This is a genomic window from Ensifer adhaerens, from assembly GCF_013283195.1.
In the GTDB taxonomy this organism is placed as follows: Bacteria; Pseudomonadota; Alphaproteobacteria; order Rhizobiales; family Rhizobiaceae; genus Ensifer; species Ensifer adhaerens_G.
Map to the genome: position 1 here is coordinate 1,430,404 of NZ_JABEKT010000001.1, position 25,732 is coordinate 1,456,135.

Below are 25,732 nucleotides of genomic sequence, written 5' to 3' on the forward strand. Positions count from 1 at the left end.
AGAAGGGACAGAAATAGCGGTTTCTAATGCTGGGCGTTTGGAGCAAATCTGCCTCTCAGATCGAAAAGCAGCGAAAAACGCAAGGTAAACTAGTAATTTACTAGACTTTATACTTGCCTTGGCGCCGTTGGCCCGGCCATTACATGAAAAGCGCGGGCCTTTCGGTCCGCGCTCCAATCGGTGGTTGGGTATTCGCGCCGGCTAGAATTCTGCCCAGCCCTTCTCCTGTTGGGCCGCAGGGCTGCGATAGGCGGCGGCAAGCCTGCGGTTGAGCGTGCGTGCTGGCGAAGAGGCTGCCTGCTCGACGGAGGGGGATCCGACGAGATGCACCGGATGCGTCTGGCCGTTGCCGGTCTTGAAACGCATCAGGAGATCGTTGAGCGCACCGGCCTCCCGAGCGAGGCTATGGCTTGCAGCCGTTGACTGCTCCACCATCGCCGCATTCTGCTGGGTGCCCTGGTCGATCGAGTTGACCGCCGTGTTGATCTGCTGGATTCCGGCCGACTGTTCGCGGGCGCTTTCGACGATGGCCGTCACATGGGCGCTGATTTCCTGCACCTCTGCAATGATGCCCTCCAGTGCCGCTCCGGTCTCGCGGACCAGGCTGACGCCGGATTTGACCTGGGCGCCGGAGGTGGCGATCAGCACCTTGATCTCCTTGGCGGCCTGGGCCGAGCGCTGGGCGAGTTCGCGTACTTCCTGGGCGACCACGGCAAAACCCTTGCCGGCCTCGCCGGCGCGAGCAGCCTCGACGCCGGCATTCAGCGCCAGGAGGTTCGTCTGGAAGGCGATGTCGTCGATAACGCCGATGATGCTGGAGATCTCTCGCGAAGAGGCCTCGATGCCGCTCATGGCGGTGACGGCGTTGCCGACGATTTCGCCGGATTTTTCCGCCGCTCCGCGGGTTCTGGTGACCAGACTTCCGGCTTCCTCGGCGCGCCGGCTTGCGTCGGCGACTGTCGTTGCGATCTGGTCGAGGGCAGCGGCCGTCTCCTCGACGGAGGCTGCCTGCTGTTCGGTCCGCTTCGATAGGTCACCCGCCGCCGAGCGGATTTCGCTGGCGCCGGCATTGATGCTGCGGGCATTGTCGCCGACGGAGCGCAGGGCATCTTCCAGATTGCCGACCGAACTGTTGAAGTTGGTGCGAAGTGCGTCGAGCCGCTCGGCAAGCGGCGTGCGGATACGATAGGTCAGGTCGCCTTCGGCAAGGCGGTCGAGCCCGAAGGCCAGCGCTTCGACGGCCGCTTGCACTTCCGCAGTTTCCCTGGCCTTTTGTGCCTCGCGCTGTTCGCGCTCGCGCTCCGAAAGCGAGCGGCTTGCCTCCGCGTCCTGTTCCAGTCTTTGGCGTTCAAGCGCATTGTCGCGGAATACGGCGACGGCGCCTGCCATCTGGCCGATTTCATCCCGCCGCCCTTCACCGTAGATCAATGTCTTGAGGTTGCCGGCGGCAAGCTGCCGCATCGCTTCGCGCAGCTTCGAAAGCGGGCGGAAAAGTCCGGAGATGACGAACCACACCGTTGCTGCGAGTGTGGCGAGTGCGAGGCCGGCTATCACCGTTTGCCAAAGCGTCAGGGTGTTCTTTTCGGTGATCGCTGCCCTGAGTTCGGTGTTTGCCACGGACAGCTGCAACTTGATCAGTTCGCTGATCGGCACGGCGAGGGGATCGACCGCGGGATAGAGCCGGGCATCGACGAAGCGCTCGAGTTCCGCCTTGTCCTGGCGATCGAGGATCTGCATGAGCGCGCGGATCGAAGCGTCGCTTTCCACCCGTGCACTATCGAAGCTCTCCGCGAGCGTCTTTTCCTCCGGCGTCAACCTGGTCGCCTCGTAGGCGCGCCATTGCGTGTCGATCGTGGAAAGGGCTGCCGTGATCGCTTCTTTGCCGGCGCCCCAGCCGAGGGCGTTGCTGCGCACCTTGTGGGTGGTGTCGACGATCTCGACCGCATACATGTCCGACACTGTCTTCAACTGATCGACTGGCACCAGTCGATCGGCAACGATGGATTCTGTGCGCTTGGAAATCGATGTCATCGCATTGAATGCCGTGACGATCATGACCAGCATGGCCACGGCGAGCAGCGACAAACAAATAAGCAGGCGTGCTTTGATTGTCATGGAAACGCTCTTCGGTTGCCCGCAAGGCAAATTCGTCCTCGTCCGATGACTGCGGACGTACCGCTTGGACATCAGTTGGCGTGCTTGCCTTGGCAAGGGAGATGACGATGGTCCGATGGAGCACGCAAAATCTTTGCAGCCGATTGCCGTCATGGCACATCCGCCAAGCGTTCACTCCGTCTGATATAGACATAACAGGTGGAGATTAAAAATGGCTAAATTTTAAGCTGTTGAATAGCGCTTGTGCAACCATCGGTTCGTGACTTGCGGCGAGGCCGACTGTCGGGCTGCCGAACGCTGCCCTTCGCTCAAGATTTGTTGAACGACAGATGCTTTCGCCTCGGGAACTTCGGGTTCAATCTCCAGGTCTCCAAGGCAAATGAAGGAGTGGCCGATGTTCGTGTTCTTTCCTCGCCGCGTTCTTATCGCAAGCATGGGGGTGATGCTTCTGGTTTCCGGCGCCTACGCCCATCATGGCTGGTCCTGGGCCGAAGCCGACCAGATCGAGCTGTCAGGCACGATCCGCGAAATCTCGATGGCACCGCCGCACCCGACGCTCCAAGTCGAAACCGAAAAGGATGGACTGTGGCGTATCGAATTGGGCAATCCCAGGCAGACGGAGCGCTCTGGCTTTGTCGAAGGTGTTGCCAATGTCGGCGATCAGATCGTCGTTCTCGGCAATCGCTCACTCGATCCGGCCGAAAAGCGCCTAAAGGCGGTCCGCGTCAGCATCGGCGGCAAGACCTTTGACATCTATCCGGAACGCATCCGGACCGGTGGATGAGCGCGGCCGAGTTGCTTGAAGCGATCGCGGCCTGGCCACTTGCATCGGCGATGCGTCGATCCGCGATCCTCTATCTCGTCGTCAACGCGGGACACATCCTGGCGATCGCGCTTCTGGTCGGTGCGATTGTGCCGCTGGACCTGCGGCTGCTCGGTTTTTTCGGCAACACTTCGCTGGAAGTGCTTGGCCCCTTCCTCTCGCGCGCAGCCGCAGTTGGTCTGGCCCTCGTGGTCGTAACCGGCTTCTGCCTCTTCAGCGTGCGACCGGCGGCCTATGCGGGCAATCCGGCATTCCTCATAAAGCTGGCATTGCTGGCGGTTGGAGCAGTCAATGCCATTCTCCTGCAATCGAGCGACGCTTGGCGGACGGTTGCAGCTGGCGGCCCGATCGCAGGTACTGTGCGGCTGGCCGCCGGAATTTCCCTGCTCGTCTGGCCCGGCGCTTTGCTGGCCGGCCGCTGGATCGGCTTTCTTTGAAACAGGCGATCACTAATTTTTTTGCGTGCAAAGCCGCACCGGCAGCGGGCCGGTGGCGGTCGCATGGTCGAGATCGTAGCGGCGATGGCGCGCAGATGACGCCATCGAACAATCCCTATCTGTCGCTGACGGCCCAGCGCGGATTGACCCACGGCTCCTGGTTGGACCGGGCAAGCGGCTGCTTGCCGAGGATGTGGTCGGCGGCCTTTTCGCCGGTCATGATCGACGGGCTGTTGAGGTTGCCGTAGGTCACGTGCGGGAAGATCGAGCTGTCGGCGACGCGCAAGCCATCGACGCCGATGACGCGCGTCTCCGGGTCGACCACGGCCATCAGGTCGTCCTTGGCGCCCATCCGGCAGGTGCCGCTGGGATGATAGGCGCTTTCCAGATGCTCACGCAGGAAGGCGTCGATCTCGTCGTCCGTCTGCACCTTCTCGCCCGGCTGGATTTCCGGCCCACGATACTGGTCGAAAGCCTGCTGGCCGAAGATCTCGCGGGTGAGGCGCACGCAGTGGCGGAACTTCTCCCAGTCTTCCGGGTGGCTCATATAGTTGAAGCGGATGACCGGGTCGGCCATCGGGTCTGACGACCGAAGCGTGACGTTGCCGCGCGATTTCGACAGGTTGTAGCCGACATGCACCTGGAAGCCGTGGCTCTTCGCCGCCGCCTTGCCGTCGTAGCTGATGGCGACCGGCAGGAAGTGATACTGGATGTCGGGCTGTTTGACGCCCGGCGCCGAGCGCAGGAAGGCGCAGGCCTCGAACTGGTTGGAGGCGCCGAGGCCGCCTTTCGACAGCAGCCACTGCGCACCGGCAACACCCTGCCAGAACCATGGCAGCCAGGAATAGAGCGAGACCGGCTTGGTCGAGACCTGCTGGAAATAGAACTCCATATGGTCTTGCAGATTGGCGCCGACGCCGGGTCGATCGACCTTGACCTCGATGCCCATGTCCTTCAGGTGCTGCGCCGGCCCGATGCCCGAAAGCATCAGGAGTTTCGGCGAGTTGAAGGAGGAGGCCGAGACGATTACCTCGCGGTTCGCCTTTACGATCTCGATCTTGCCGCCGCGCTCGATCTCGACGCCGGTCGCCCGGCCGTTTTCGATCACCACCTTGCGGGCAAAGCAGCGCAGCAGCGAAACGTTCGGCCGCTTCATCGCCGGCCGGAGATAGGCGTTTGCCGCCGACCAGCGGCGGCCCTGCCAGACGGTCTGCTCCATCAGGCCGAAGCCTTCCTGCTTGGAGCCGTTATAGTCGTCGGTCAGTTCGAAGCCGGCCTGCTTGCCGGCCTCGATGAAGGCGTGAAACAGCGGGTTTTTCACCGGCCCGCGCTTGACGTGCAACGGCCCGTCGGTGCCGCGCCAGCCGGCCTCGCCGCCGTGAGAATGCTCCATGCGCTTGAAGTAGGGCAGCACATCCGCATAGGCCCAGCCGCGTGCGCCAAGATCCTCCCAGCGGTTGAAGTCCTCGGCGTGGCCGCGAACGTAGACAAGGCCGTTGATCGAGGAGGAGCCGCCGATGACCTTTCCGCGCGGCGCGGTGATGCGCCGGTTATTAAGGTTCGGCTCGGGCTCGGAATGATAGCCCCAGTTGTAGCGATCCATGCTCATCGGCCAGGCAAGCGCTGCCGGCATCTGGATGAACGGCCCGATATCAGAGCCGCCATATTCGAGCACGAGCACCGAATGCTTGCCATCCTCCGAGAGACGGTAGGCGAGCGCCGAACCGGCCGAGCCGGAGCCGATGATGATGTAATCTGCCTGCATAGTCGTGCTCTTTCTTCTACCTGGCTGCCAGCGGCATGCCCCTCATCCGCACGGTGAGGGATGCGCCCCTCATCCGGCTGCCGCCACCTTCTCCCCGCTTGCGGGGAGAAGGGACGTTGACGCACCGTTTCAGGGACTCTCGAACTCTCGTGTGGCAAGTCCCCTCTCCCCGCCTGCGGGGAGAGGGTGAGGGGCAAGCCCCAATCTCAATACGGCGCCTGCACCGGGCTCATCCCGACATAGACGGTCTTCAACTCGCTGTAGTGGTTGAGCGCCGCCACGGAATTCTCGCGTCCGAAGCCGGATTGCTTGGAACCGCCGAAGGGGATCTCGACCGGGCAGAGATTGTAGGTGTTGATCCACAGCGTGCCGGCCTCCAGCTGGTCGACCACCCGATGGGCGCGGGTGATGTCGGCGGTAAAGACGCCGGCCGACAGGCCAAATTCGGTGGCATTGGCGCGCGCGACGACCTCGGCCTCGTCGTCGAAGTCGAGCACGCACATCACTGGGCCGAAGATTTCCTCGCGCGCGATTGTCATGTCGTCCGTGACGTCGGCGAAGACGGTCGGCTGGATATAGGTGCCCTCGGCGCTCACCGCGTTCGGGATGCCGCCGCCGGTGACGAGACGCGCGCCTTCTGACTTGCCCTTTTCGATATAGGAGAAGACCTTGTCGCGTTGTGCGCCCGACACCATCGGCCCGAGCTGGGTCGCCTCATCCATCGGGTCACCGATGATGATCGCTTCGGTGCGAGCCTTGAGGCGATCGAGGAACGCGTCCTTGATGCCCTTCTGCACGAAGACGCGGGTGCCGTTCGAGCAGACCTGGCCGGTGGAATAGAAGTTGCCGAGCATGGCGCCGCCGATGGCACTTTCGAGGTCGGCGTCTTCGAACACGATCAGCGGCGACTTGCCGCCAAGCTCCATCGTCACATGTTTGAGTTCGGCGGCGGCAGCACCCGCCACCTTCTTGCCGGTCGGCACCGAACCGGTCAGCGAAACCTTGGCGACGTCAGGATGGTTGACCAACAGCGGTCCGGTGGTGCGGTCGCCCTGGATGACGTTGTATAGGCCCTTCGGCAGGCCGGCCTCGATCAGGATTTCCGCGATCTTCAGCGCCCCGAGCGGGGTGTTTTCCGACGGCTTGAACACCATGGCGTTGCCGGCGGCAAGCGCCGGCGCGCCCTTCCAGCAGGCGATCTGCTGCGGGTAGTTCCAGGCGCCGATGCCGACGCAGACGCCTAAGGGCACACGCTTGGTGTAGGCGAAGTCGCCGCCGAGGGGGATGTAGTCGCCGTTGAGCGCGGTGGCGATGACGCCGCCGAAGAACTCGAAACTATCGGCGCCCGATGTCGGGTCGGCGACGATCGTTTCCTGGATCGGCTTGCCGGTGTCGAGCGTCTCGAGTTCGGAAAGCTCGCGGTTGCGCTCGCGCATGATCTCGGCGGCGCGCTTGAGGATGCGGCCGCGCGCCGTCGGGCTCATGGCGGCCCATTCCGGCTGGGCGCGCTTGGCAGCGGCAATCGCCTTTTCGACGATCGCGGGCGTTGCCGCGTGCAGCCGGGCGATCACTTCGCCGGTTGCCGGATAGATGCTCTCGATGACGGTGCCGGCGGTGTCCTCGACATATTCGCCGTCGATGAAGTGCGAGGCTTGCGGTTGGGCTTTCATGTCATTCTCCCCGCGGATAGCGTTTGGATTCCTCGAGATTGTCGAGGTTCATATGGTTGCGCATGTAGCGCTCGGATGCCTTTTGCAGCGGCTGGTGGTCCCAGGGGTAATAGGCGCCGTTTCTCAGTGCCTCATAGACCACCCAGCGCCGGGCCTGGCTTTCGCGCACGGCGGCATCGAAGGCCTCCATGTCCCAGTGGGCGGCGCACATGTCCTGGAATGCCTGCAGCGTTGCCGAGTGCACTGGCGTTTCGGGATTGGCGGCGATGTTGTTCAACTCCAGCGGGTCGGCCTCGAGATCGTAGAGCTGATCCGGGTCGAGTGCGCAGTGGATGTATTTCCATTTGCCTTCGCGAATGGCGACCAGCGGTGCGTAGGAGCCTTCCGCCGCATACTCCATCAGCACCGGCTCGGTGCGCTCCTCGCCGTTGATGGCAGGCACCAGGCTGATACCGTCGGTCCAGGGCTTCACCTCGTCCATCGAGATGCCGGCAAGGTCGCAAAGCGTCGGCGTTACGTCGAGGTTTGACGTCGGAGCAAGGTGCAGGCCGGGCGTCACGCCGGGGCCCGCCACCATCAGCGGCACGCGGGCCGAGCCCTCGAAGAAGTTCATCTTGAACCAGAGGCCGCGCTCGCCGAGCATGTCGCCATGATCCGAGCAGAACAGGATCAGCGTGTTGTCGCGCATCCGGGTGCGAGTCAGCGTGTCCAAGAGTTCGCCGACCTTCTCGTCGAGATAGGAAATATTGGCGAAATAGGCGCGCCGCGAGCGGCGGATATTGTCTTCGGTGAGGTCGAAGTTGCCGTAGTCGCAGGAATGCATGATGCGCTTCGAATGCGGGTCCTGCTTTTCCTCCGCCAGCATGCCGACCTCTGGCAGAAGATGCTCGCAACCCTCGTAGAGATCCCAGAATTTCTTGCGTGCGACATAAGGGTCGTGCGGATGGGTGAAGGAGACGGTGAGGCACCACGGGCGGCGGCCTGCATCGTCGTTTTCGCGCGACAGCTGGTAGAGCTTCTGATTGGCGAGGAAGGCGACCTCGTCGTCATATTCCATCTGGTTGGTGATCTCGGCGGTACCGGCGCCGGTGACCGAGCCGAGATTGTGATACCACCAGTCGATGCGCTCACCGGGCTTGCGATAATCCGGCGTCCAGCCGAAATCGGCGGGATAGATGTCGGTCGTCAGCCGCTCCTCGAAACCATGCAACTGATCCGGCCCGACGAAATGCATCTTGCCTGATAGCGCCGTGTAATAGCCGGCGCGGCGCAGGTGATGGGCATAGGTCGGGATCGACGACTGGTATTCTGCGGCGTTGTCATAGACGCGGGTGCGGCTCGGCAGCTGCCCCGCCATGAACGAGGCGCGGGCTGGCGCGCAAAGCGGCGAAGAGGTGTAATTGTTGCGAAAGCGGGCGGAGCGCGCGGCAAGGGTCTTCAGGTTCGGCGCATGCAGGAAATCCGCCGGGCCGTCGGGAAAGAACTTTCCATTCAGCTGGTCGACCATGATGATCAGGATGTTCGGTCTGGCGGTCATGCGGGCCGTCCTTGGCGGTAGAGCTGGTCGAGATGCGAGGTGACATAGTCTTCGGTCAACGCGATCGAGGCTTCGATGCCGATCGGCGCGGAGCGCAGACTCTGGCGGATGTAAAGCCCGTCGATCATCGCAGCTGCGCCTTCCGCAATGCGTTCCGCGTCATCGACGGGGCAAAGGACTTTCAGGTTCGCCACCAGGTTGGAGCGCAGCCGCCGGGCATAGACGACGAGGAAGCGGCGCACGTCCTCCGAACGCTGGGCTTCGGAATAGAAGGCGAGCCATGCAGCAATGGTGTCGGGCGCAAACTGGCTTGCCTGGAACGAGACGCGGATCAGAGCGCTCAGTTTTTCGCGCGGCGCTGTCGCCGCATTCAGCGCCGTCACCGTATCGTCGCGCAGCTGCCTTAGAAGGCTACGCACGGTCTCGATCAGCAATTGCTCCTTGCTGCCGAAATAGTGATGCGCAAGGGCGGGGGAGACGCCAGCACGGCGGGCGATGTCGGACATGGTGACGGCAAGCGTGCCCTGATCGCCGATCACGCGCAGCGCCGCGTCCACCAGCGCCTTTCGGCGCACCGGTTCCATTCCGACCTTGGGCATCTGTCTCTCCCTTGACGATCGTTAGTTTATTTTTGATTGACTCATCAATCAATAAAAAACTTGGACGTTTTTGCTTTCTTTTTGCAGAGAAATCCGGCTCAATCCGATGGTGGCGTTCTGGATAGTCGAAGGACTGGAGGTTGAAATGACCTATGCATTCGATCCGGCTGGCAAGGCGGCGGTTGCCGGCAAATGGGGATGGTTCGTCGCGCTCGGCGTGCTCTTGATCATGTGCGGCGGTCTTGCCTTCGGCAACCTGCTGATGGCGACGGTGGCTTCGGTCTATTACGTCGGACTGATCATGCTGATCGGTGGCCTGTTCAATCTCGCCCACGCCTTCCAGGTCAAGGGCTGGGACAGTGTGCTCTATTGGGTCCTGAGCGGCGCCTGCTACGCCATTGCCGGGCTCTTCGCCTTCATCAATCCGGTGCTGGCCTCGTCGGTCCTCACTGTCCTGATGGCCATAGCGTTGATCGTCGCCGGTTGCTTCCGCATCTGGGTCAGCTTCAAGCTGCGGCCGATCCAGGGTTGGGGATGGGTCGCGCTTGGCGGTCTGGTGACGCTTGTCGCCGGTCTCATCATTGCCGCCGGTTGGCCGGTCAACAGCTTGTGGATCCTCGGCCTGTTCCTGGCGGTGGATCTGGTGATGCAGGGTCTGTCGCTGATTGCCTTCGGGGTCCTGGCGAAGGCCTAGGCTCCCTGCCTGCCGCCGCTCTCAAGAAGCGCTGAAAGCAACGCGAACATGTCGGCGCGCAGATCGGCAAGCTCGCCCGTCGCGAGCGCTTCCAGCCCGATCAGGGCGCCGTAGAGAATTTTCGCGCCGCTTCGGCTTGAGGTGGCGGAAAAGCCGCATCGCGCAAACAGTTCAGCGACATAGGCGAGCCGCCGCTGGTCGACGGCCTTGAGTACAGCCGCAGCGGCGCTGTCGTAACGCGCCCATTCGCGGATCGCACCTTCCGTCCGCACGCCACCATAAGCGAGGTTGCGATCATCGGTGGCAGCCTCCACCAGCAGCCTCAGTTGTTCGAGCCCCAACCCGTCGTTCGCTTCGACATCGGCGATGATGGCATCCGTGGCTTGGCCGGCCCAGTGTTCCAGCATCTGCGCCTTGAGATCGGGCACATCCTTGAAATGCCAGTAGAACGAACCTTTGCTGACCTTCAGATCGCGCGCGATCGCCTCGGCCCTGATCGCCTGCACGCCGCCCGAAGACAGCGCACGGAAACCCGCCTTGATCCAGTCTTCGCCTGAAAGAGGTGTTTTCGTCGTCATGTCGCACCCATACGCCACCGTATTGACTCGTGCAATGGTCGCACCTACATACGCTGCCGTATGGTGAGTTTTTGGAGACGAGATCATGAATCGTTGGCTTCTTTCGGCAGCAGCAATTTCCCTTCTGACCACGGGCATTCATGTGCTGGCGGGCGGACCCGATGTGCACGATCCGTTGCTTGCCATCGATATGCCGCCGGTGCTCAAGGTCTATGTGTCGCTGCTTTGGCATGCGACGTCGGCGGTTCTTGCTATCAACAGCGTCGCATTGCTTTGGGCATCGATCAGCCGCCGATATCGCGAGGCGCTCACCGGTGCCGTCGTCGCGCAATATCTCGGCTATGCCGGCCTCTTCATCGGCTACGGGCTCGCCTATGTCGGGACGCTCTGGCAGACGCCACAGTGGGCCGTGTTCCTGCTGATTTCCGCTCTCGCTCTGGTGGGCTTGCGTTCCGCGCCGTCGGACTTGAGCCGGCTGGCCGCCTGAGTGCGGTGGCCCCAACCTTGCGAGGGAGGATAAGTTGGTCGCACTTGTGTCTGCTTCGGCAATTTGCCTTGTTCTTTCGGTGATATCAGCCCTTCACGCCTATTGGGCATATGGTGGACTCTGGCCGGGCTGCGATGAAGCGTCGCTCGTGAAGACCGTAATTGGCGCGCCCGGCCTGGAGACCATGCCGCCCACGGGATTGACGATGGCGGTCGCACTCCTGATCTTCATTGCCGGCCTTTTGCCGCCGATGTTCGTTTCGGGTGTGCCATCGGGCCCGCCGGCGAACCTGGTGTGGACGGGGATGGTGGTTCTCGCGACAATCTTTCTTGTCCGTGGCAGTCTTGCGTTCCTGCCCATCTTCCGCAGGCGTCATCCGCAGGAGCCGTTCGCGACGCTCGATCGGCATATCTACGGGCCTTTGTGCCTGCTCATCGGTGCCGCCTATGTCATCGTTCTCGCTTCCGTCTGAATCTGTTGCGAGGCATTTTCGGCAATTTCGGAAAACTTGATGAAACCACTGATTTTATTAGGAAGTTCGACAATGACCGGTGCTGGTGAAGCTGTCACATAGCTTTCATCAAAGCTTCATATTGAGGAAAGACTTCGTTGACCGTTGGCCGCCATCCTGCGGCCGTCCCATCGTCCGTTCTCAATCTTCTGGAGCCCGGCATGTCCGCCGCCCCCGCCGAAATTCTCTCGCTTCGCCGGTTCGGCGACGACCAGATCGTAACGCTTGCTAAGCTTGTGATCGAAAGCGCCTTCCAGCCGATCGTCGAGGCGGCAACCGGGGCCGTCTTCGGCTACGAGTCGCTGATGCGCGGCTTTCAGAAGCTGGGCTTTGCCTCGCCGCTCGAATTGCTCGACAAGGCGGAGGAGGCCGGCCAGCTGCTGGCGCTGGAGCATATGGTCAACAGCCGTGCCGTGGCCGCCTTTGCAACGTTGCCGGAGTTTTCGACCCGTACGCTGTTCCTGAACTTCGATTCGCGCCTGGTCGGCGGCGAAAACGCCATCGTCGAGCGCCTCGTCAATCATCTGAAGCGCGCCAACATCGCGCCGTCGTCCCTGTGTTTCGAGCTGTCGGAACGTTTCGACAGCGGCAAGATGCCGGATTTTTCGGCGCTGGTGCGCGAACTCCGGCTCGCCGGCTTCAAGCTGGCCATCGATGATTTCGGCGCCGGTTTCAACGGCTTGAAGCTGCTCTGCGATCAACCCGTCGATTACGTGAAGATCGATCGGCATTTCATTTCCGGTATCGACGCCGATGCGCGCAAGCGTCACCTCGTGCGCCACACCGTCAACACCGCGCATGTGCTCGGAACCAGAGTGATCGCCGAGGGCGTCGAGACTGAAGCGGAGTTCCAGACCTGCCGCGATCTCGGCTGCGACCTGTTACAGGGCTATTTCATCGCCCGGCCGACGACGCACTTAAGTGAATTGCAGCCGACCTATCCGCACCTGGCCCTGAACGGCGGCGGCCACCGGTCGTCGGCCACGCTCGACAGCATCCTCATCCGCAAGCAGATCGAACAGTTGCCGGCGGTGCGCGAAAGCGATGAGCTCGAATCCGTCTTCGATCTTTTCCGGTTGAATCCACGGCAGGCCTTCTTTCCGGTGCTCAACGCCAATGGCGAGCCACGCGGCATCCTGCACGAGTACCACGTCAAGGAGATGATCTATCACCCCTTCGGCCGCGACCTCCTGAAGAACCGGCTCTACCAGCGCCGCATCTCGCATTTCGCAAGCCCCGCGCCGATCGCCGATCTCGATACGCCGGCCGACGAGATGCTGAAGATCTTTGCCGGCATGGACGGCAGCGACTGCGTAATCCTGACCGAGAACATGCGCTACGCCGGCATCCTGTCGGCATCGTCACTGTTGAAGATCATCAATGAGAAGCAGCTGAAGACGGCGCAGGAGCAAAACCCGCTGACCGGGTTGCCCGGAAACCGCGCCATCCGCGATTACGTTCAGGATGCGATCCTCGACGGTGATCAGCCCCGCTATTTCTGTTACTGCGACTTCGACAATTTCAAGCCTTTCAACGATACCTACGGTTTCCAGAAGGGCGATCTGGCAATCACGCTTTTCGCAGCCCTGCTGCGGCGGCACTTCATCGGCGAGGAAAAATTCCTCGGCCATGTCGGCGGCGACGATTTCTTCGTCGGCATCAGCGGCTGCACCGTCGACGAGTTGCAGGCCGTTCTTCACCGTCTGCTGGACGATTTCGCTTCCGACGTGCGCCAGCTTTACCTGCCGGAGCATCAGGCCGAGGGGCGCATCAGCGGTCATGGCCGCGATGGCACGGCCAAGGATTTTCCGCTGATGCGCTGTTCGATTGCCGTTCTCGGGCTGCCGGAGGGCTTCGTCTTCTCGGATGGCCAGGCCGTCAGCGCCCGCATCGCCGAAATCAAGTCCCGCGCCAAGGCCAGCCCCGGCGGGCTTGTTCTGGAGGCGCTCGGCGTCTGACGCGTGGATCGGCAAACACGTTGCCGTCGGCAGTCAGTGCCGCCGCGCCAATTTAGTCCTGGGTTTTCGGCAGGCGGTGGACGAGGTAGTCGCGCATCTGGGCCAGTGCGATGTCGCGTGTCAGTCCTTCCGATTGCAGCCCGAGCCGCAGCCACAACCCGTCGATCAACGACGTAATGGCAAGCGCCACAGCTTCGCACTCGCCCGCCGGCAGGATGTGCGTCAGTGCTGACAAGAGGTTGGAGCGCATCCTCGCGTGAATGATCGTCTGAATCCGCGCCAGTTGCGGTTCGCGCGGTACCTCGGCGCAAAGCGAAAGCCAGGCATGGCAGACGGAAGGTTGAAAGAAGCGTTCCTCGAAATTGGCCTCGATGATCGCGTGCAGCCGCTCGAGAGGGGTCCGTGCGCCATGCAGCCTCTCGACCACGGCTTCCTTCAAGGAAGCATTCGCCTCGCGCATGGCATGCTCGAAGAGTTCCTGCTTGTTGGCAAAATAGTGCAGCACGATACCCTTGGAGGCGCCGGCATGCGTCGCCACTTTCTCCAGGGTCGCCCCGGCCATTCCCTCTTTCTGCAAGACCTCGAAGGCCGCCCGCCGCAGCTCGCGGCGCCTGATCTCGCTGATCTTCGTCAATCGCATGCATTTTCCCCCAAGTGATTCTCACATTGACAAACTTTCCGGGAAGATCAATTGTTGACCCATGGGTCAATTTAAAGTCCGAATGGACAAGATGGGGATGGCGATGCTGTATCTGAAAAGCCTGATATCTGCCGCGGCTTTGTTGACCGCCACGAGCTCCGCCTTTGCGGGTGAGCCGCAAGCATGCAAAAGCGTGCGGTTGGCGGAGCCGGGCTGGAACGATCTGGCCTTTACGACCGGCGTCGGGCTGAGCCTGCTGAAGGCGCTTGGATATGAGCCGGAAAGCAAGCTTCTCGGCATCGACGTCATCTACACGAGCCTGCGCAGCAAGGATCTCGACGTCTTTCTCGGATACTGGGATCCGGCGATGGTGGCCTATTACAAGCCTTACCGGGAGGACGGTTCGGTCGAGACGGTGCGAACCAATCTTGAGGGGGCAAAATACACCTTTGCCGTTCCCGATTACGTCTGGGATGCGGGCGTCAAGGATTTTTCGGATCTGAAAACCTTTGCCGACAGGTTCGAAAAGAAGATGTATGGCATCGAGCCGGGCTCCAATCAGCTTATGCTCGATGCGATCAAGGATCCGGATCTTGGCCTGGCAGGCTGGGAAGTGGTTGAGTCGAGCGAGCAGGGCATGCTGTCCGAGGTGACGCGCAAGGTTCGCGACAAGGCCTTCATCGTGTTCCAAGGCTGGGCGCCGCATCCGATGAACACCGTGTTCACGGTGAAATACCTGACGGGTGGCGACACCTTCTATGGTCCGAATTTCGGCGCCGCGACGGTGGCTACCCAGGTCCGCAAGGGGTACCTGCAGGAATGCCCGAACGTCGCCCGACTGCTGAACAACCTCGTTTTCGATGTCGATTTCGAGAACCGCGGCATGGGCTACCTGATGAATGACGGCCTGTCGCCCGACGAGGCAGGGGTCAAGTCGATTAGGCAAGAACCGCAGCGTCTCGAAACATGGCTCGCGGGCGTGACGACCTATGACGGGCAGCCGGGGCTGGCGGCGGTCAAAGCCGCGCTCGGTCTTTGAGCGTGATTGACCAGCAGTCGTGGGTGACCGCCAAGCGGCGGATGGAACTGCCCGGAGGCAGGCAGTTCGCCTATGTCGATCACGGGCGGGGGCCGGCACTCCTTCTGTTACACGGTTATTCCGATACCAGCCGCAGTTTTTCGCTGACCGCTCCATCCTTGGACGGATATCGCCTGATCATTCCGGACCTTGGCGGGCACGGTGGCTCGATGCCCACGGAAGGGCTGTCGGTTGCCGAACTCGCCAGCGATGTCGATCGTCTGGTCGATCGGCTGGCCGTTCCCGAATATGCGCTTGTCGGCCATTCCATGGGCGCGATGGTTGCTGTCGAAATTGCCGCCCGTCGACGGCAGGCGGTCCGCGCAGTCGTCCTACTCTCGGGGAGCCTCAAACCGGACTTCGGCCCAAGGACGGATGTCGCCCGAGCGATACGTGCCCTCAAGGACCCGCTTGGCGCCGACGACGCCTTCTTCGATCGCTGGCATGCCTGCAGCCAGCCGGTCGACACGGCGTTCCTGATGTATCTGCGCCGCGAAGCAGCAGCCATCCCGACAAGCACTTGGCGTACGCTCCTGGATGCGCTCGCAGAGACGGACCTTACGTCGCGTGCGGCGCAGGTCAGGGCGCCGGTGCTGTGCATCGCGGGAGCACAGGATCCGCTTTTTGACGTCGGCCATCGGCAAGTTCTTGCAGAAACCTTCGCCTCTGTCCGCTCGATCACGCTCGAAGGCCACGGCCACAACCCGCATTGGGAAAACCCGGCCGAGGTCGCGGCGCTGGTCCTTTCGTTTCTCGGCGACGAAGGCGGCTGGCCCGGATCGACATCGGACCTTTCCGCGACGCATGCGCGGCGCTAGGTATGGCGCGTGAAACTTGAAAGGTTGCGCCATGCCGATTCCGTCTGAAATGACCTTCGTCGATCTTCCGTCCCCCGGTGGTCCGGAGAATATGCAGCTGAAGACGGGACCGTTGCCGACGCTCAAGCCGGGCGACATTCTTCTGCGGGTCGAGGCCGCGGGCATCAACCGGCCCGATGTGTTGCAGCGCAAAGGCGATTACCCGCCGCCGCCCGGCGCAAGCCCCATTCTCGGGCTGGAGGTCGCCGGTGAAGTGGTGGCGCTCGGCGAAGGCGCACAAGGTTTTTCCATCGGCGACAAGGTTTGCGCGCTCGCCAATGGCGGTGGTTATGCCGAATACGCCGCGGTGCCGGCAACCCAGGCGCTTGCCTGGCCGAAAGGGTATGACGCGGTGAAGGCGGCGGCATTGCCGGAAACCTTCTTCACCGTCTGGGCCAATGTCTTCGATATGGCCGGCCTGAAAGCCGGGGAAACCATCCTCATCCACGGCGGCTCGAGCGGCATCGGCACCACAGCGATCCAGCTGGCAAAAGCCCTTGGCGCAGAGGTCTTCGTCACTGCCGGCAGCACCGAGAAGTGCCGCGCCTGCGAGGCGCTCGGCGCGAAACGGGCGATCAATTATCGCGACGAGGACTTCAAGGCGATGGTGCTTGAGGAAACCGGCGGCCGGGGCGTCGACGTTATCCTCGATATGGTCGGCGGCCGCTACTTCGATCGCAACATCGCTTCGCTTGCCAAGGACGGCCGCCTCTCGATCATCGCTTTTCTCGGCGGTGCCAAGGTCGAGGCGGCCAACATCGCCCCGATCCTGACGAAGCGGCTGCACGTCATGGGTTCGGCACTCCGCCCACGCACGGCGTTGGAGAAACAGGCGATCCGCGACGGGCTGCTGGCATCTGCCTGGCCGTTGCTGGAAGCGGGAAAGGTGGCGCCCGTCATCCACGCGGTGCTGCCGTTCGAAAAGGTGGTAGATGGGCACCGCATGATGGAAGAGGGCGATCATATCGGCAAGATCGTCATGATGATGCGCTGACGTACGACCTTCGTCGACCTTGCAATCCCGCGAAAATCACCTACCTTGGAACTATCGGTAACGAACAGAAAGGAAGGTGATCCAATGTCTAATGAGATTTCGGTCGTCGTGACAGGCATGGGAGAGGTGAACACGTCGAGGCAATCTTCGACCTGATCCCCGCCTTCCTTCGGGTCCCAAACCCGGGCCAGCCACTTGGCCAAAACTCATGGAAAGGGTCGCCTCGCGCGGCCCTTTTCCATTTTTGGCCACCGCGTCCGTGAACGCCCTCAGCCGTTGGCGGCTACCGCGTCACGGATCTGCAGCCAGGCACTCGGTTCGCGGTCGACGAATTCCTCTTGAATGTGCCTAAGCACCTTCCGTTGCCCGGAAAAGGGCACCATTCGAACAGCTTCGTCGCAACCCGGTCTCCACCTCCTCCTCGACCTCGCGCAGTGCCGCCTGCCAGGCGGTTTCGCCCGCCTCGATCGCGCCGGCGATCTGGCACCCTTTGCCCGCCAGGGATCCGTTGCGGCGCAAAAGGAGAATCTGGTGGGCGTCACCCGCTTCGCGCACGATGACGGCACAGACGGCAAAGGTTCTGATCGGAATTTCATACCTTGGGAAGTCCTTGTCGCAATGGCGGCGGGACCATGCAATTGCCCATCGAGATCCTCGACTGCGTTCCGGTCTGATATCCCAGGGAATGAGTGCCGTCAGATGCCGAAACGCCCGAGTGCCGGGATCTTGATCCCGGGTCTGGCAATGTCGAGACCGGCGACGAGGCCGAAGAAATGCAGCTCCAGGCCGCTGCGCATGCCCGCCGAAATACCCGCAAGGCCATAGAGCGTTGCATGCAGGTCGCGCCCATCGGCGTCGATCTGGAACAGTTTTCCCTCCGGCAGGTAATCTCGACCGACAGCATCCGGCGGCAGCACCGCATTGAGCTCCGGTACCGAACGCAGCACATGGGCAACGAAGGTGTTGGAATTCGGCCCCGGCCAGATCCGGTAGCCGCCGGCCGACGAATAGGGGTAGGCAGCGATCGCCGCTTCGATCTTGGGGATCAGTCTGTGGGCCTCGGCACCGCTTGCGGTCGCAACCAGCCGTGGCTCGTTCGAGTACCAGCGGGCATCCGCCGGATAGGCGTTCCTGCGGATCGGCTTGCCCCAGCCGACCTTGTCGTAGCGGTCATAGGCCTGAGCACCCTGTTCCTTGGTGACGATCCAGGCGTGGCTGGCGACGGCTCCTTTGAGGCCGCCCGTGGCGGCGGAGAAGATATAGACTGCCGCATCCGGGCTTTGTGCGGGCGTCGGCAGGATGCCTGCCGACGACCAGTCGGCGTCTCGCCAGCTCTGCGGGCGCTCCTTCATGTACCACCATCCGGCCGAGGCGAGCGCCGGCAAGAGATAGATCACCAGAAAGGCGGCAACGAGCCTGCGGACGAATTTCATGAAAGCCCCGGTTTCCTGTTGTTCGATTCCTGCTAAATGCATGCACCAATCTAGGAAATTTGAGGGCAAGGCATGTCGAATCCCGTTCTCGTCGAAGTCACCCGCGGCAATCTGGTCGAAAGCCGCCACCGCGGTCTGGTTATTGCTGTCGACGGTGATGGCCGGACGATCTTTTCGCTGGGGGATACCGACGCCGGCGTGTTCCCGCGGTCAGCCTGCAAGGCGATGCAGGCGCTGCCACTGATGGAAAGCGGCGCGGCCGATGCCTACGGCTTCGGCAACAAGGAACTGGCGCTTGCCTGCTCCTCCCATTCGGGCGAGCCGGAGCATGTGGCGTTGGCCGCAAAAATGCTGGCTGCCGCCGGCCGCGACGTCTCGGCGCTCGAATGCGGCGCTCACTGGTCGTCCGACCAGAAGACGCTGATCGGCCAGGCGCGCTCCATGGAGGCGCCGAGTGCGCTTCACAACAATTGCTCCGGCAAACATTCCGGCTTCGTCTGCGCCTGCTGCCATTCCGGCACCGAGGTGAAAGGGTATGTCGGCTATGATCACCCGCTGCAGCAGGAAATCCGCGGCGCCATGGAAAGCCTTACAGGCGCCGTCCTCGGCCGCGACAATTGCGGCGTCGACGGCTGCTCGATCCCGACCTATGCGGTTCCGCTGAAGGGCCTTGCACATGGTTTTGCCAAGATGGCGACCGGCGTCGGCCTCGCGCCCGAGCGCGCCCGCGCATCGAAGCGGCTGATCGAGGCCTGCATGGCCGAGCCATTCTACGTTGCCGGCACCAAGCGCGGCTGCACGCGGCTGATGGAAACGGCGCCCGGCCGGATCTTCGCCAAGACCGGTGCCGAAGGCGTGTTCTGCGCCGCAATTCCGGAGATGGGCATTGCCATCGCCGTCAAATGCGAGGACGGCGCCACCCGCGCTGCCGAGGCGATGGTCACTGCGACGCTTGCCCGCTTCTTCCAGGACGAGCCTGAAGTTCAGGCCGCGCTGATGGCGCAGGCCAACCACACCATGAAGAACTGGAACGGCATCGCGGTCGGCGACGTCAGGGTGACGGACGCCTTCGCCGCCTGAGATTCACAGGCTTGGAAGCGCGCGGGCAAGGAAACGGCCCGCGCGTTCTTGCAGACGTTGCGCAGCCAATCGTGCTCCGCCCTCAGGCGGGCAGCAGCGTCACGCCCTTGTCGCGATAGGGCTTGAGGGCATCCTCATTCATGCCTTCCGGCACGATCAGCCCGGCAATGTCTTCCACATTGGCGACGTGATGAGGTGAAGCCGCGCCGAATTTTTCGGCGGTGGCCACGACGAAGGTCTCCGCCGCCTGTGCGAGGATCGCGCGCTTGACCGCTGCCTCTTCATAGTCGCCGGTCGAGAACCCGTGCACCGGATGGATCGCGGTGACGCCCAGGAAGAACATGTCGACGCGGATAGCGGCAATCGTTGCGACCGCGGCTGCACCTGTCGCCACCATTGAGTGTTTGTAGAGCCTGCCGCCGATCAGGATCACCTCCGCCTCGTGCCGTTCGAGTTCGGCCGCGATCGTCGGGCTGTGGGTGACGATCGTCAGCCGCATTTCACGCGGAAGCGCCCGAGCGATTTCGGCGTTGCTGGTGCCGCCGTCGAGAAAGATCGTTTGTCCCGGTGTGACAAGCCCAGCCGCCCTGCGCCCGAGCCGGCGCTTGACGTCGCCGGCAATCTCCTGTCGCGCGGCAAAATCCGGCAGGGCAGGGACGAGCGGCAACGCGCCGCCATGCACCCGCTGCAGCAGCCCTTCGGCCGCCATCTCCCGCAGGTCGCGGCGGATTGTATCTTCGGAAAGCTGCAGCTCGTCTGCCAGGCGCTTGGCGACGATCTCCCCGTCGCGGTTCAGCCGCGCCGAAATCAGCGCTCGTCTCTGTGTCGTCAGCATTCATTTCGCTCCTTGACTCTTCACGATATTGCACGAATTATCACGAATATTCCAGAATTATCTGGATATATCGTGCAAAAATGAGGAAGAAATCATGTTGATCCTGATTGCAGGTCCCTATCGCTCGGGCACCGGTGATGACCCGGCCAAGATGGCGGAGAATTTGAAGCGATTGGAGGAGCCGTCCCATGCCCTGTTCAGGGCCGGCCATGTGCCGATGATCGGCGAATGGGTGGCGCTGCCGGTCTGGCATGCGGCGGGTGGTGCCAGGATCGGCGACGACCTTTACGAAGAGATCTTCCATCCCGTCGCAGGACGGCTGCTGGCGCTCTGCGATGCCGTGCTGCGCCTTCCGGGCGACAGCAAGGGCGCGGACAACGATGTGCGCATTGCCCGCGAGCGCGGCATTCCGGTCTACTACAGTCTGCAGGATGTACCCGGCTGCGGTGAGGCCCGTGTCGCCTGAGTGAAGACGGCCCCGGTGGGCATGTTCCACCGGGGCTTCAGTTGCCGGGACGCAAGTTGCAAGCGCGCCTCTCAACGGCTTGGCCACGCACGTTCCGATATGCGGGAAGGCGTGGCTATTCGTGCACGTGCGGTTCGGCGACGAAGGTCAGCGTTGCCGTCAATCCCTTTTTGTCGGCGGCGGTGTCGCCGTCGAGCGGAATGGCGTGGCTGACGGCGAGAATGTTGACGCCGGCATTGCGCAGCGTCACTTCGGCTTCGCCCTTCGCGTCCGTTTTTTCGGAAAGGAGTTCCGGTAGTCCGGCGTAATCGATGGTGATTTCCTTGCCTTCGAGCGGCTTGCCGTCAAGCAGCAAGCGGACGCGAAATTTTTCGCCCGGCTTCAGTCCGATCGGATTGTCGAGCGGCACGATCTGCAGCGGTTGGGCCGGGAAGGCCGGCATGTCGCCATGCACATGCACGAGCGCGATGCTGTATTTCACCGAGTGGCTGGCCTGCTTGGCGCCAGGAACTTCGCTTTTCGGCTTGTTGACCCATTTGCCGTCCGCACCTTCGCTCCAGTAGCCGTTGTCGAATTCAAGCGCGAGCAGGGCCGGTTCGCCGTCAAGCTTCAGGAGCGCATGGGTTCCGGCCGCCTCGATGGTGACAGGCAGGGCCTTGCCGTCCTCGCCGAGCGCGGAAACGGACTTCACTTTTGCCGGATCATAGGCTTCGTCGGCGGGCCCGTGGCCGTAGATCACGGCAAGATCACCCCAGCGCTCGCCGATCCAGGCGCCATGTGCAAATGCCGGCGTGGCGGCGGTGGCCAGCAGGCCGGCGGCAAGCAGGGAGGAAATGAAGGTCTTCATGAGCAACTCCGAAAATATGTTATAACGTAACAACAACGTTCTATTGAAGTTGGATTTGGCTTGTCAACCGTCGCGACTTCATTTCTTCTGCGGCAAGAAAGACGGCGTGATGGTCGCACCGAATGGCAAGGAGAGTAACGTGCTGAAATTGTTCTACACCCCGGGAACCTGTTCGCTGGCCTCGCACATAGCGCTCGAAGAGACCGGCATCGACTACAGTGCCGTTCCGGTCGATTTTTCCAAGGCGGAACAGACCAAGCCCGACTATCTCGCGGTCAACCCGAAAGGACGCGTCCCGGCACTGGTCACCAATCGCGGCACGATTACCGAGACCCCGGCGATCCTGACCTACATTGCCCAGAGCGTTCCGCAGGCGAAGCTCGCACCGCTTGACGATGCCTTCGAATTTGCGCGGATCCAGTCCTTCCTCAGCTACCTCTGCTCGACCGTGCATGTCGCCCATGCCCACGGCCGCCGCGGTGCGCGCTGGGCGGATGACCCGACGGCGCACGAGGCGATGAGAGCCAAGGTTGCCTCCAACATGACGGATTGCTTTCAGCTGATAGAGACCACTATGCTTGCCGGCCCCTTCGTCGCCGGCGAAACCTACTCGATCGCCGACCCCTATCTCTTCACCATCGCCGGCTGGCTCGAGCCGGATGGCGTCGACCCGGCGCGGTTTCCGAAAGTTCTCGATCACCGCAACCGCATGACGCAGCGGCCGGCGGTTGCCCGGGTTCTCACGGTCCTGAAAGACTAGGTACGGGGCGAGCGTCCAGCAAGTCTCTCGGGCAGGTCGAGCGGGGGTTCGTCCGCCCAGGCGACGAACTCTTCATAGCTGATCTTATCGTCGATAATGGCGCGGACGATTCATGAGGAGCCTGAAACAGAAGTGGGCGGGATAGGATAGGCCATGAGTTGGAAGTTTGATCAAGCACCGAACGCTGCCTGCGTTACCTGTCGTTCGGTCATGGAGGGGCGGCCAGTTCTCGTCGCAACGCACTATAAAGATGACCATTCGTGGGGATTTACCGACGGGGCGCCGGGCAACATGGCGAAGGCGCTCGTGGTCGCAATGTCAGAGGTCGTAGATGGTCACCCTGACCTTGATGAGATAGCCAGCCTTCCTCCGGGATGGTCAGCAACGCGCGCCTCGGTTGGTGAGCCCTGGTTAAAGCAACAGGACGATTGGAACTCGGTAACTTAGGGCCAATCGCATCCGACCAATCTTTTTTCAGTTTATGGGTATGCGGCCTAGGACATCACCCGACTACATCAACATGTAATCCTTCGGTTTCGGCAGTTCGGGCAGATCGGTTTCACCCAGCGCTTCGCGCAGATTGATCTCGATCGTGTCGGCAAGCGCCACGATCGGCAGGTCGTTCGGCAGTGTACCGAACGGCTCCTCCAGTTCGTCGCCAAGCGCGTCGAGGCCAAAGAAGGTGTAGGCGACGAGCGCGGTGACGAACGGCGTCGCCCATCCGAGTGCGTCGGCAAAGCCGAAGGGCAGCAGGAAGCAGAAGAGATAGGCGGTGCGGTGCAGAAGCAACGTGTAGCCGAAGGGAACCGGCGTGTTGCGAATGCGTTCGCAGGCGGCAAGCATCGCCGACATGCGCCCGACCGTGCTGTCCAGCATCATGAGCTGAATATCACTGATCCTGTCAGTGGCGCGCAGCTCCGCTAGAATAGCGCCGATTTCGCGCAGCAGCAGGTCGGGGGCGTTTCGACTGGCCTTGTAGGCTGGCAGCAGATCTGCCGGCAGCCTTTTCAGCGGCTTGTCGGGGTGACTGCCCGGACGCAGGTGGCAGACCAGCGTCTGTGCAAAGGCGATCGCCAGATTGAGCAGGCGTGTGCGGGCGTTGTTTTCGCCGACTGTTCCATCTGCACCGAGGACCAGCGTCTGGCGGGCAAGATCGCGGGAGACGAAAATCAGCTGCCCCCAATCCTTGCGGGCCTCCCACCAGCGGTCGTAGCAAGCATTGTTGCGAAAGCCGAGAAACACCGAAAGGGCGATACCGAGCAGCGCGAACGGTCCGCTGTTGACGCTCGGCACCATGGCCGGAAAGGCCTGGTGCGACCAGACGACGCCGGCAGAGAGCGCAAAGACGAACAGGACCTGCGGGAAGATCCGCTGGATGACCGAACCGCGCAGGATGAAGAAGAGCTTGAGAAGGCTTGGGCGGTCGCGAACGATCATTGTCGGGCACCTGTGCGGCAAGGATTGAGCATCGGTATAGCCGGCACGCAAAAATTGGAAGAGAGCGCGATGTCGCTCTGTGCTCGGAACGGCTCCTTGCCGAAGCTGCACGACTTGAACGAGTGGTTCGTCTGCCGCGGCCTTCATCGGCCTCTGTGCTGTCGCGTCGGCCTCCTGAAAAACGTTGAAGCGCCGTGTCGGCAGTCGACCACTCCACCCGTCCTTGATGAGAGGAACGAAGAGGAGGCCGAAATGCGCAAGGTTGTTGCCGGCATGCAAATGACCATCGATGGCATGATCGATGGTCCCGATGGTTATGCAGACTGGGTGGATTCCTGGTCGGATACGTTTGATCTGTTGCCCGAAATCGATGCCTGCGTGCTCGGAAGCGGCATGTACGAGGGCTACGAGCACTATTGGAGCGCGATCAAGGCAGACCCGCACAGCCCGCTCGAACTGAGCGGCAACCTCCCAACTTCGGAGGAGATCGAATATGCCGATTTTGCCCTGAACACGCCGCACTATGTGCTGTCCAATACGCTCGACGGCGTGCGTTGGGCGAACACGACGGTGCTGCGCGACGCGGGCGAGATCGATGTCTTGCGGCGCAAGCCCGGCAAGACGATCTATATCGTCGGTGGCGCACGGACGGTGTCCGGCCTGCTCGACCGGGGCACGATCGATGAATTGCGCCTGACGATCCATCCGTTGGTCGTGGGGGAGGGCAAGGCACTGTTTGCAACGGTCGCGCAGCGGCATCGTCTGCAGCTCAACGAAGCGAAGTCGCGTTCCGACGGAACGGTCAGCCTCGTCTACAGCGTCGGCAAGTGACCGTTCGCGCCGGTCGTCTCGACGGGGCAAGTGTTTCTGCGATGTAGCGTGGGCGTCATTTCTCGATTAACAGCGGGGCTGATCTGCAGTGTCTGATGCGACGAGGTGTCGATTTGCCCCCGCCTATCAAGGTCGAGTTGTTGCCGCATGATCCGCGATGGGTGGAGAGCGCGGCTCTGGAAGGTGATCTCTTTGCGGCGATCATCGGCTCGTGTCTGGTGGCCATGCATCACATTGGCTCTACGGCCATTCCGACGATCCGCGCAAAACCGGTCCTCGACCTGGTTCCTGTTGTCACCGATCTGCAGGCGCTCGACGACGGCCGCCGTGAAATCGAGGCGCATGGCTACGAATGGTGGGGCGAGCTTGGGCTGCCCGGTCGCCGCTATTGCACCAAGAGCGACCCGGCGACTGGACGCCGGCTCGTTCAACTGCATTGCTATGAAGACGGTTCGCCGGAGATCGAGCGCCATCTCGCCTTCCGTGACTATCTGCGCAGTCATCCGCAGATCGCTGCCGCCTATGATCGCGAGAAGGCCCGGTGCCGGGATCTTCACCCCGAGGATTCCCACGCCTATAGCGATTGCAAGGACGCCTGGATCAAGTCGATCGAGGCACAAGCCTTGGCGTGGCGCCGCGCTTGAGGGGCAAGGCGGTTGGTGCTGCCCGTCGCAAGCCTGAGCTATGCGGAAAAGTCGGCTGACAGTTTGCGCGGTGCTTTTTCCCGCCAGGCGGCGATCAGCCTCTGGGTCAGGCTGGCGTCGTCAATCGCTTGAAGGTGCACCAGCATCGCCGGCCATCCCTTGTAGTGATCGGTTTCGAAGAAGAGGGCGGGATCGAGTTCGAGCAGCATTTCCTTTTCCTCGAGCGCGCACATCACCACGAGGGTTTCGGCATCCTTCATGCGCACAAAACTCTTGCCCTTCACCAGCAGAGCCGGGGTGCCATAGGAGGTCCCGAGCGACACCTCCGGCAGGCCGGTGCGTTCGGCGAGCTTCACGACGCGGGCAAACGGTCCGTCGAGGTCAGCGACTGGCATGCCGTCGTGCGCGGCGGGTCGGTGGCTCATCGACCACCTGTCGGCGCGCAATCGCAGTTGCACTCCGCCGCCTTCGGCCACGGCCACCCGGGAAAAGGCAGGTCGCCGAGTTCGCGCCCGTCCATGCGTTCGAGATCGGGATGTCGCAACGGATCGCGCGCCCAGGAGAGCAAGGCGTCCTGGCGGGTATCGGTCAAAAATCGAGTCGGTTTCAACAAGGAGAAAATCTTCAGCATGGCGGACCATCCTTTCGATGTTTCC

General features: G+C 62.2%; 27 protein-coding genes and 2 pseudogenes. 14 read left to right on the top strand and 15 right to left on the bottom strand.

Annotated elements, in window-relative coordinates:
• Positions 1-201: 201 nt before the first annotated feature.
• Together LPJGGPFB_RS06655 and LPJGGPFB_RS33680 are read right to left on the bottom strand one after the other, a co-directional pair.
• A pseudogene (locus tag LPJGGPFB_RS06655) lies at positions 202-1,488 on the bottom strand (methyl-accepting chemotaxis protein); the annotation flags it as partial.
• Positions 1,489-1,614: 126 nt separating this feature from the next.
• Positions 1,615-2,268, bottom strand: a pseudogene (locus LPJGGPFB_RS33680) (MCP four helix bundle domain-containing protein); the annotation flags it as partial.
• Positions 2,269-2,509: 241 nt separating this feature from the next.
• On the opposite strand from LPJGGPFB_RS33680, the gene LPJGGPFB_RS06660 reads away from it, so the two are divergent.
• Positions 2,510-2,899, top strand: coding sequence for a DUF6152 family protein (locus tag LPJGGPFB_RS06660; protein ID WP_173419273.1), 390 nt, complete (start codon positions 2,510-2,512; stop codon positions 2,897-2,899).
• Positions 2,896-3,375: a DUF2214 domain-containing protein gene (locus LPJGGPFB_RS06665; RefSeq protein WP_173419274.1), complete on the top strand. Its 480-nt coding sequence runs from the start codon at positions 2,896-2,898 to the stop codon at positions 3,373-3,375. Before LPJGGPFB_RS06660 ends, LPJGGPFB_RS06665 begins: the two co-directional genes overlap by 4 nt.
• 115 nt (positions 3,376-3,490) lie before the next feature.
• Here the strand turns inward: LPJGGPFB_RS06665 and betA are convergent, their stop codons facing one another.
• The 4 genes from betA to betI (LPJGGPFB_RS06685) all read right to left on the bottom strand — a co-directional run bounded on the left by betA (position 3,491) and on the right by betI (LPJGGPFB_RS06685) (position 8,946).
• Complete coding sequence (gene betA / locus LPJGGPFB_RS06670; RefSeq protein WP_173419275.1) at positions 3,491-5,140, bottom strand: choline dehydrogenase; 1,650 nt, start codon at positions 5,138-5,140, stop codon at positions 3,491-3,493.
• A 206-nt stretch (positions 5,141-5,346) separates the two neighbouring features.
• On the bottom strand, positions 5,347-6,810 hold the full coding sequence (gene betB, locus LPJGGPFB_RS06675) for a betaine-aldehyde dehydrogenase (protein ID WP_173419276.1): 1,464 nt from the start codon (positions 6,808-6,810) through the stop codon (positions 5,347-5,349).
• A 1-nt stretch (position 6,811) separates the two neighbouring features.
• The gene (betC, locus tag LPJGGPFB_RS06680) at positions 6,812-8,347 is read right to left on the bottom strand and encodes a choline-sulfatase (protein WP_173419277.1); all 1,536 of its coding nucleotides are present in this window, start codon (positions 8,345-8,347) and stop codon (positions 6,812-6,814) included.
• The gene (betI, locus tag LPJGGPFB_RS06685) at positions 8,344-8,946 is read right to left on the bottom strand and encodes a transcriptional regulator BetI (protein ID WP_173419278.1); all 603 of its coding nucleotides are present in this window, start codon (positions 8,944-8,946) and stop codon (positions 8,344-8,346) included. The genes betC and betI (LPJGGPFB_RS06685) overlap by 4 nt, the downstream gene beginning before the upstream one ends.
• Before the next feature lie 145 nt (positions 8,947-9,091).
• Between betI (LPJGGPFB_RS06685) and LPJGGPFB_RS06690 the strand changes: the two genes are divergently transcribed.
• A complete protein-coding gene (locus LPJGGPFB_RS06690) occupies positions 9,092-9,640 on the top strand; it encodes an HdeD family acid-resistance protein (RefSeq protein ID WP_173419279.1) in 549 nt (182 codons plus the stop codon).
• On the opposite strand, the gene LPJGGPFB_RS06695 is transcribed toward LPJGGPFB_RS06690, so the two are convergent.
• Positions 9,637-10,218, bottom strand: coding sequence for a TetR/AcrR family transcriptional regulator (locus LPJGGPFB_RS06695; protein ID WP_173419280.1), 582 nt, complete (start codon positions 10,216-10,218; stop codon positions 9,637-9,639). The genes LPJGGPFB_RS06690 and LPJGGPFB_RS06695 overlap by 4 nt on opposite strands.
• 85 nt (positions 10,219-10,303) lie before the next feature.
• On the opposite strand from LPJGGPFB_RS06695, the gene LPJGGPFB_RS06700 reads away from it, so the two are divergent.
• From LPJGGPFB_RS06700 to LPJGGPFB_RS06710, 3 genes are all read left to right on the top strand, one after another.
• On the top strand, positions 10,304-10,705 hold the full coding sequence (locus LPJGGPFB_RS06700; protein WP_173419281.1) for a hypothetical protein: 402 nt from the start codon (positions 10,304-10,306) through the stop codon (positions 10,703-10,705).
• A 79-nt stretch (positions 10,706-10,784) separates the two neighbouring features.
• Complete coding sequence (locus LPJGGPFB_RS06705) at positions 10,785-11,177, top strand: DUF3995 domain-containing protein (RefSeq protein WP_345791034.1); 393 nt, start codon at positions 10,785-10,787, stop codon at positions 11,175-11,177.
• 200 nt (positions 11,178-11,377) lie between these two features.
• Positions 11,378-13,174, top strand: coding sequence for a GGDEF domain-containing protein (locus LPJGGPFB_RS06710; protein ID WP_173419283.1), 1,797 nt, complete (start codon positions 11,378-11,380; stop codon positions 13,172-13,174).
• A gap of 52 nt (positions 13,175-13,226) precedes the next feature.
• Here the strand turns inward: LPJGGPFB_RS06710 and betI (LPJGGPFB_RS06715) are convergent, their stop codons facing one another.
• Entirely contained in the window at positions 13,227-13,814 is a 588-nt protein-coding gene (gene betI / locus LPJGGPFB_RS06715; RefSeq protein WP_173419284.1) for a choline-binding transcriptional repressor BetI, read from the bottom strand.
• Positions 13,815-13,917: 103 nt separating this feature from the next.
• Between betI (LPJGGPFB_RS06715) and choX the strand changes: the two genes are divergently transcribed.
• The 3 genes from choX to LPJGGPFB_RS06730 are packed head-to-tail and all read left to right on the top strand — an operon-like array spanning position 13,918 to position 16,743.
• Positions 13,918-14,853: a choline ABC transporter substrate-binding protein gene (choX, locus tag LPJGGPFB_RS06720; protein WP_173419285.1), complete on the top strand. Its 936-nt coding sequence runs from the start codon at positions 13,918-13,920 to the stop codon at positions 14,851-14,853.
• 2 nt (positions 14,854-14,855) lie between these two features.
• Positions 14,856-15,710 carry an alpha/beta fold hydrolase gene (locus tag LPJGGPFB_RS06725; RefSeq protein WP_345790982.1) on the top strand — a complete coding sequence of 285 codons (855 nt, stop codon included), beginning with the start codon at positions 14,856-14,858 and terminating at the stop codon, positions 15,708-15,710.
• Positions 15,711-15,741: 31 nt separating this feature from the next.
• Positions 15,742-16,743: an NAD(P)H-quinone oxidoreductase gene (locus LPJGGPFB_RS06730; RefSeq protein ID WP_173419286.1), complete on the top strand. Its 1,002-nt coding sequence runs from the start codon at positions 15,742-15,744 to the stop codon at positions 16,741-16,743.
• Positions 16,744-17,091: 348 nt separating this feature from the next.
• Here the strand turns inward: LPJGGPFB_RS06730 and LPJGGPFB_RS33570 are convergent, their stop codons facing one another.
• Positions 17,092-17,298 (bottom strand): NUDIX domain-containing protein, encoded by a 207-nt coding sequence (locus tag LPJGGPFB_RS33570; protein ID WP_345790983.1) that lies wholly within the window; start codon positions 17,296-17,298, stop codon positions 17,092-17,094.
• Positions 17,299-17,438: 140 nt separating this feature from the next.
• The gene (locus tag LPJGGPFB_RS06740) at positions 17,439-18,176 is read right to left on the bottom strand and encodes a DUF3750 domain-containing protein (protein WP_173419287.1); all 738 of its coding nucleotides are present in this window, start codon (positions 18,174-18,176) and stop codon (positions 17,439-17,441) included.
• 72 nt (positions 18,177-18,248) lie between these two features.
• On the opposite strand from LPJGGPFB_RS06740, the gene LPJGGPFB_RS06745 reads away from it, so the two are divergent.
• Entirely contained in the window at positions 18,249-19,256 is a 1,008-nt protein-coding gene (locus LPJGGPFB_RS06745) for an asparaginase (RefSeq protein WP_173419288.1), read from the top strand.
• 82 nt (positions 19,257-19,338) lie between these two features.
• On the opposite strand, the gene LPJGGPFB_RS06750 is transcribed toward LPJGGPFB_RS06745, so the two are convergent.
• Entirely contained in the window at positions 19,339-20,091 is a 753-nt protein-coding gene (locus LPJGGPFB_RS06750) for a DeoR/GlpR family DNA-binding transcription regulator (RefSeq protein WP_173419289.1), read from the bottom strand.
• Between the two features lie 94 nt (positions 20,092-20,185).
• Here LPJGGPFB_RS06750 and LPJGGPFB_RS06755 point away from each other — a divergent pair, with 94 nt between their 5' ends.
• Positions 20,186-20,557: a DUF4406 domain-containing protein gene (locus tag LPJGGPFB_RS06755; RefSeq protein ID WP_173419290.1), complete on the top strand. Its 372-nt coding sequence runs from the start codon at positions 20,186-20,188 to the stop codon at positions 20,555-20,557.
• 115 nt (positions 20,558-20,672) lie between these two features.
• On the opposite strand, the gene LPJGGPFB_RS06760 is transcribed toward LPJGGPFB_RS06755, so the two are convergent.
• Positions 20,673-21,404, bottom strand: coding sequence for a DUF4198 domain-containing protein (locus LPJGGPFB_RS06760; protein ID WP_173419291.1), 732 nt, complete (start codon positions 21,402-21,404; stop codon positions 20,673-20,675).
• Between the two features lie 139 nt (positions 21,405-21,543).
• Between LPJGGPFB_RS06760 and LPJGGPFB_RS06765 the strand changes: the two genes are divergently transcribed.
• Positions 21,544-22,164, top strand: a complete 621-nt coding sequence (locus LPJGGPFB_RS06765; RefSeq protein ID WP_173419292.1) for a glutathione S-transferase N-terminal domain-containing protein — start codon at positions 21,544-21,546, stop codon at positions 22,162-22,164.
• 510 nt (positions 22,165-22,674) lie between these two features.
• On the opposite strand, the gene LPJGGPFB_RS06770 is transcribed toward LPJGGPFB_RS06765, so the two are convergent.
• A complete protein-coding gene (locus LPJGGPFB_RS06770) occupies positions 22,675-23,601 on the bottom strand; it encodes a bestrophin family protein (protein WP_173419293.1) in 927 nt (308 codons plus the stop codon).
• A 252-nt stretch (positions 23,602-23,853) separates the two neighbouring features.
• On the opposite strand from LPJGGPFB_RS06770, the gene LPJGGPFB_RS06780 reads away from it, so the two are divergent.
• Complete coding sequence (locus LPJGGPFB_RS06780; protein WP_173419295.1) at positions 23,854-24,432, top strand: dihydrofolate reductase family protein; 579 nt, start codon at positions 23,854-23,856, stop codon at positions 24,430-24,432.
• Positions 24,433-24,545: 113 nt separating this feature from the next.
• Positions 24,546-25,076, top strand: coding sequence for a GrpB family protein (locus tag LPJGGPFB_RS06785; protein WP_173419296.1), 531 nt, complete (start codon positions 24,546-24,548; stop codon positions 25,074-25,076).
• A 38-nt stretch (positions 25,077-25,114) separates the two neighbouring features.
• Here LPJGGPFB_RS06785 and LPJGGPFB_RS06790 read toward each other — a convergent pair whose 3' ends face one another.
• Both LPJGGPFB_RS06790 and LPJGGPFB_RS06795 read right to left on the bottom strand, forming a co-directional pair.
• On the bottom strand, positions 25,115-25,501 hold the full coding sequence (locus LPJGGPFB_RS06790; RefSeq protein WP_234902775.1) for an MmcQ/YjbR family DNA-binding protein: 387 nt from the start codon (positions 25,499-25,501) through the stop codon (positions 25,115-25,117).
• Complete coding sequence (locus LPJGGPFB_RS06795) at positions 25,498-25,707, bottom strand: hypothetical protein (protein WP_173419297.1); 210 nt, start codon at positions 25,705-25,707, stop codon at positions 25,498-25,500. The genes LPJGGPFB_RS06790 and LPJGGPFB_RS06795 overlap by 4 nt, the downstream gene beginning before the upstream one ends.
• Between the last annotated feature and the right edge of the window lie 25 nt (positions 25,708-25,732).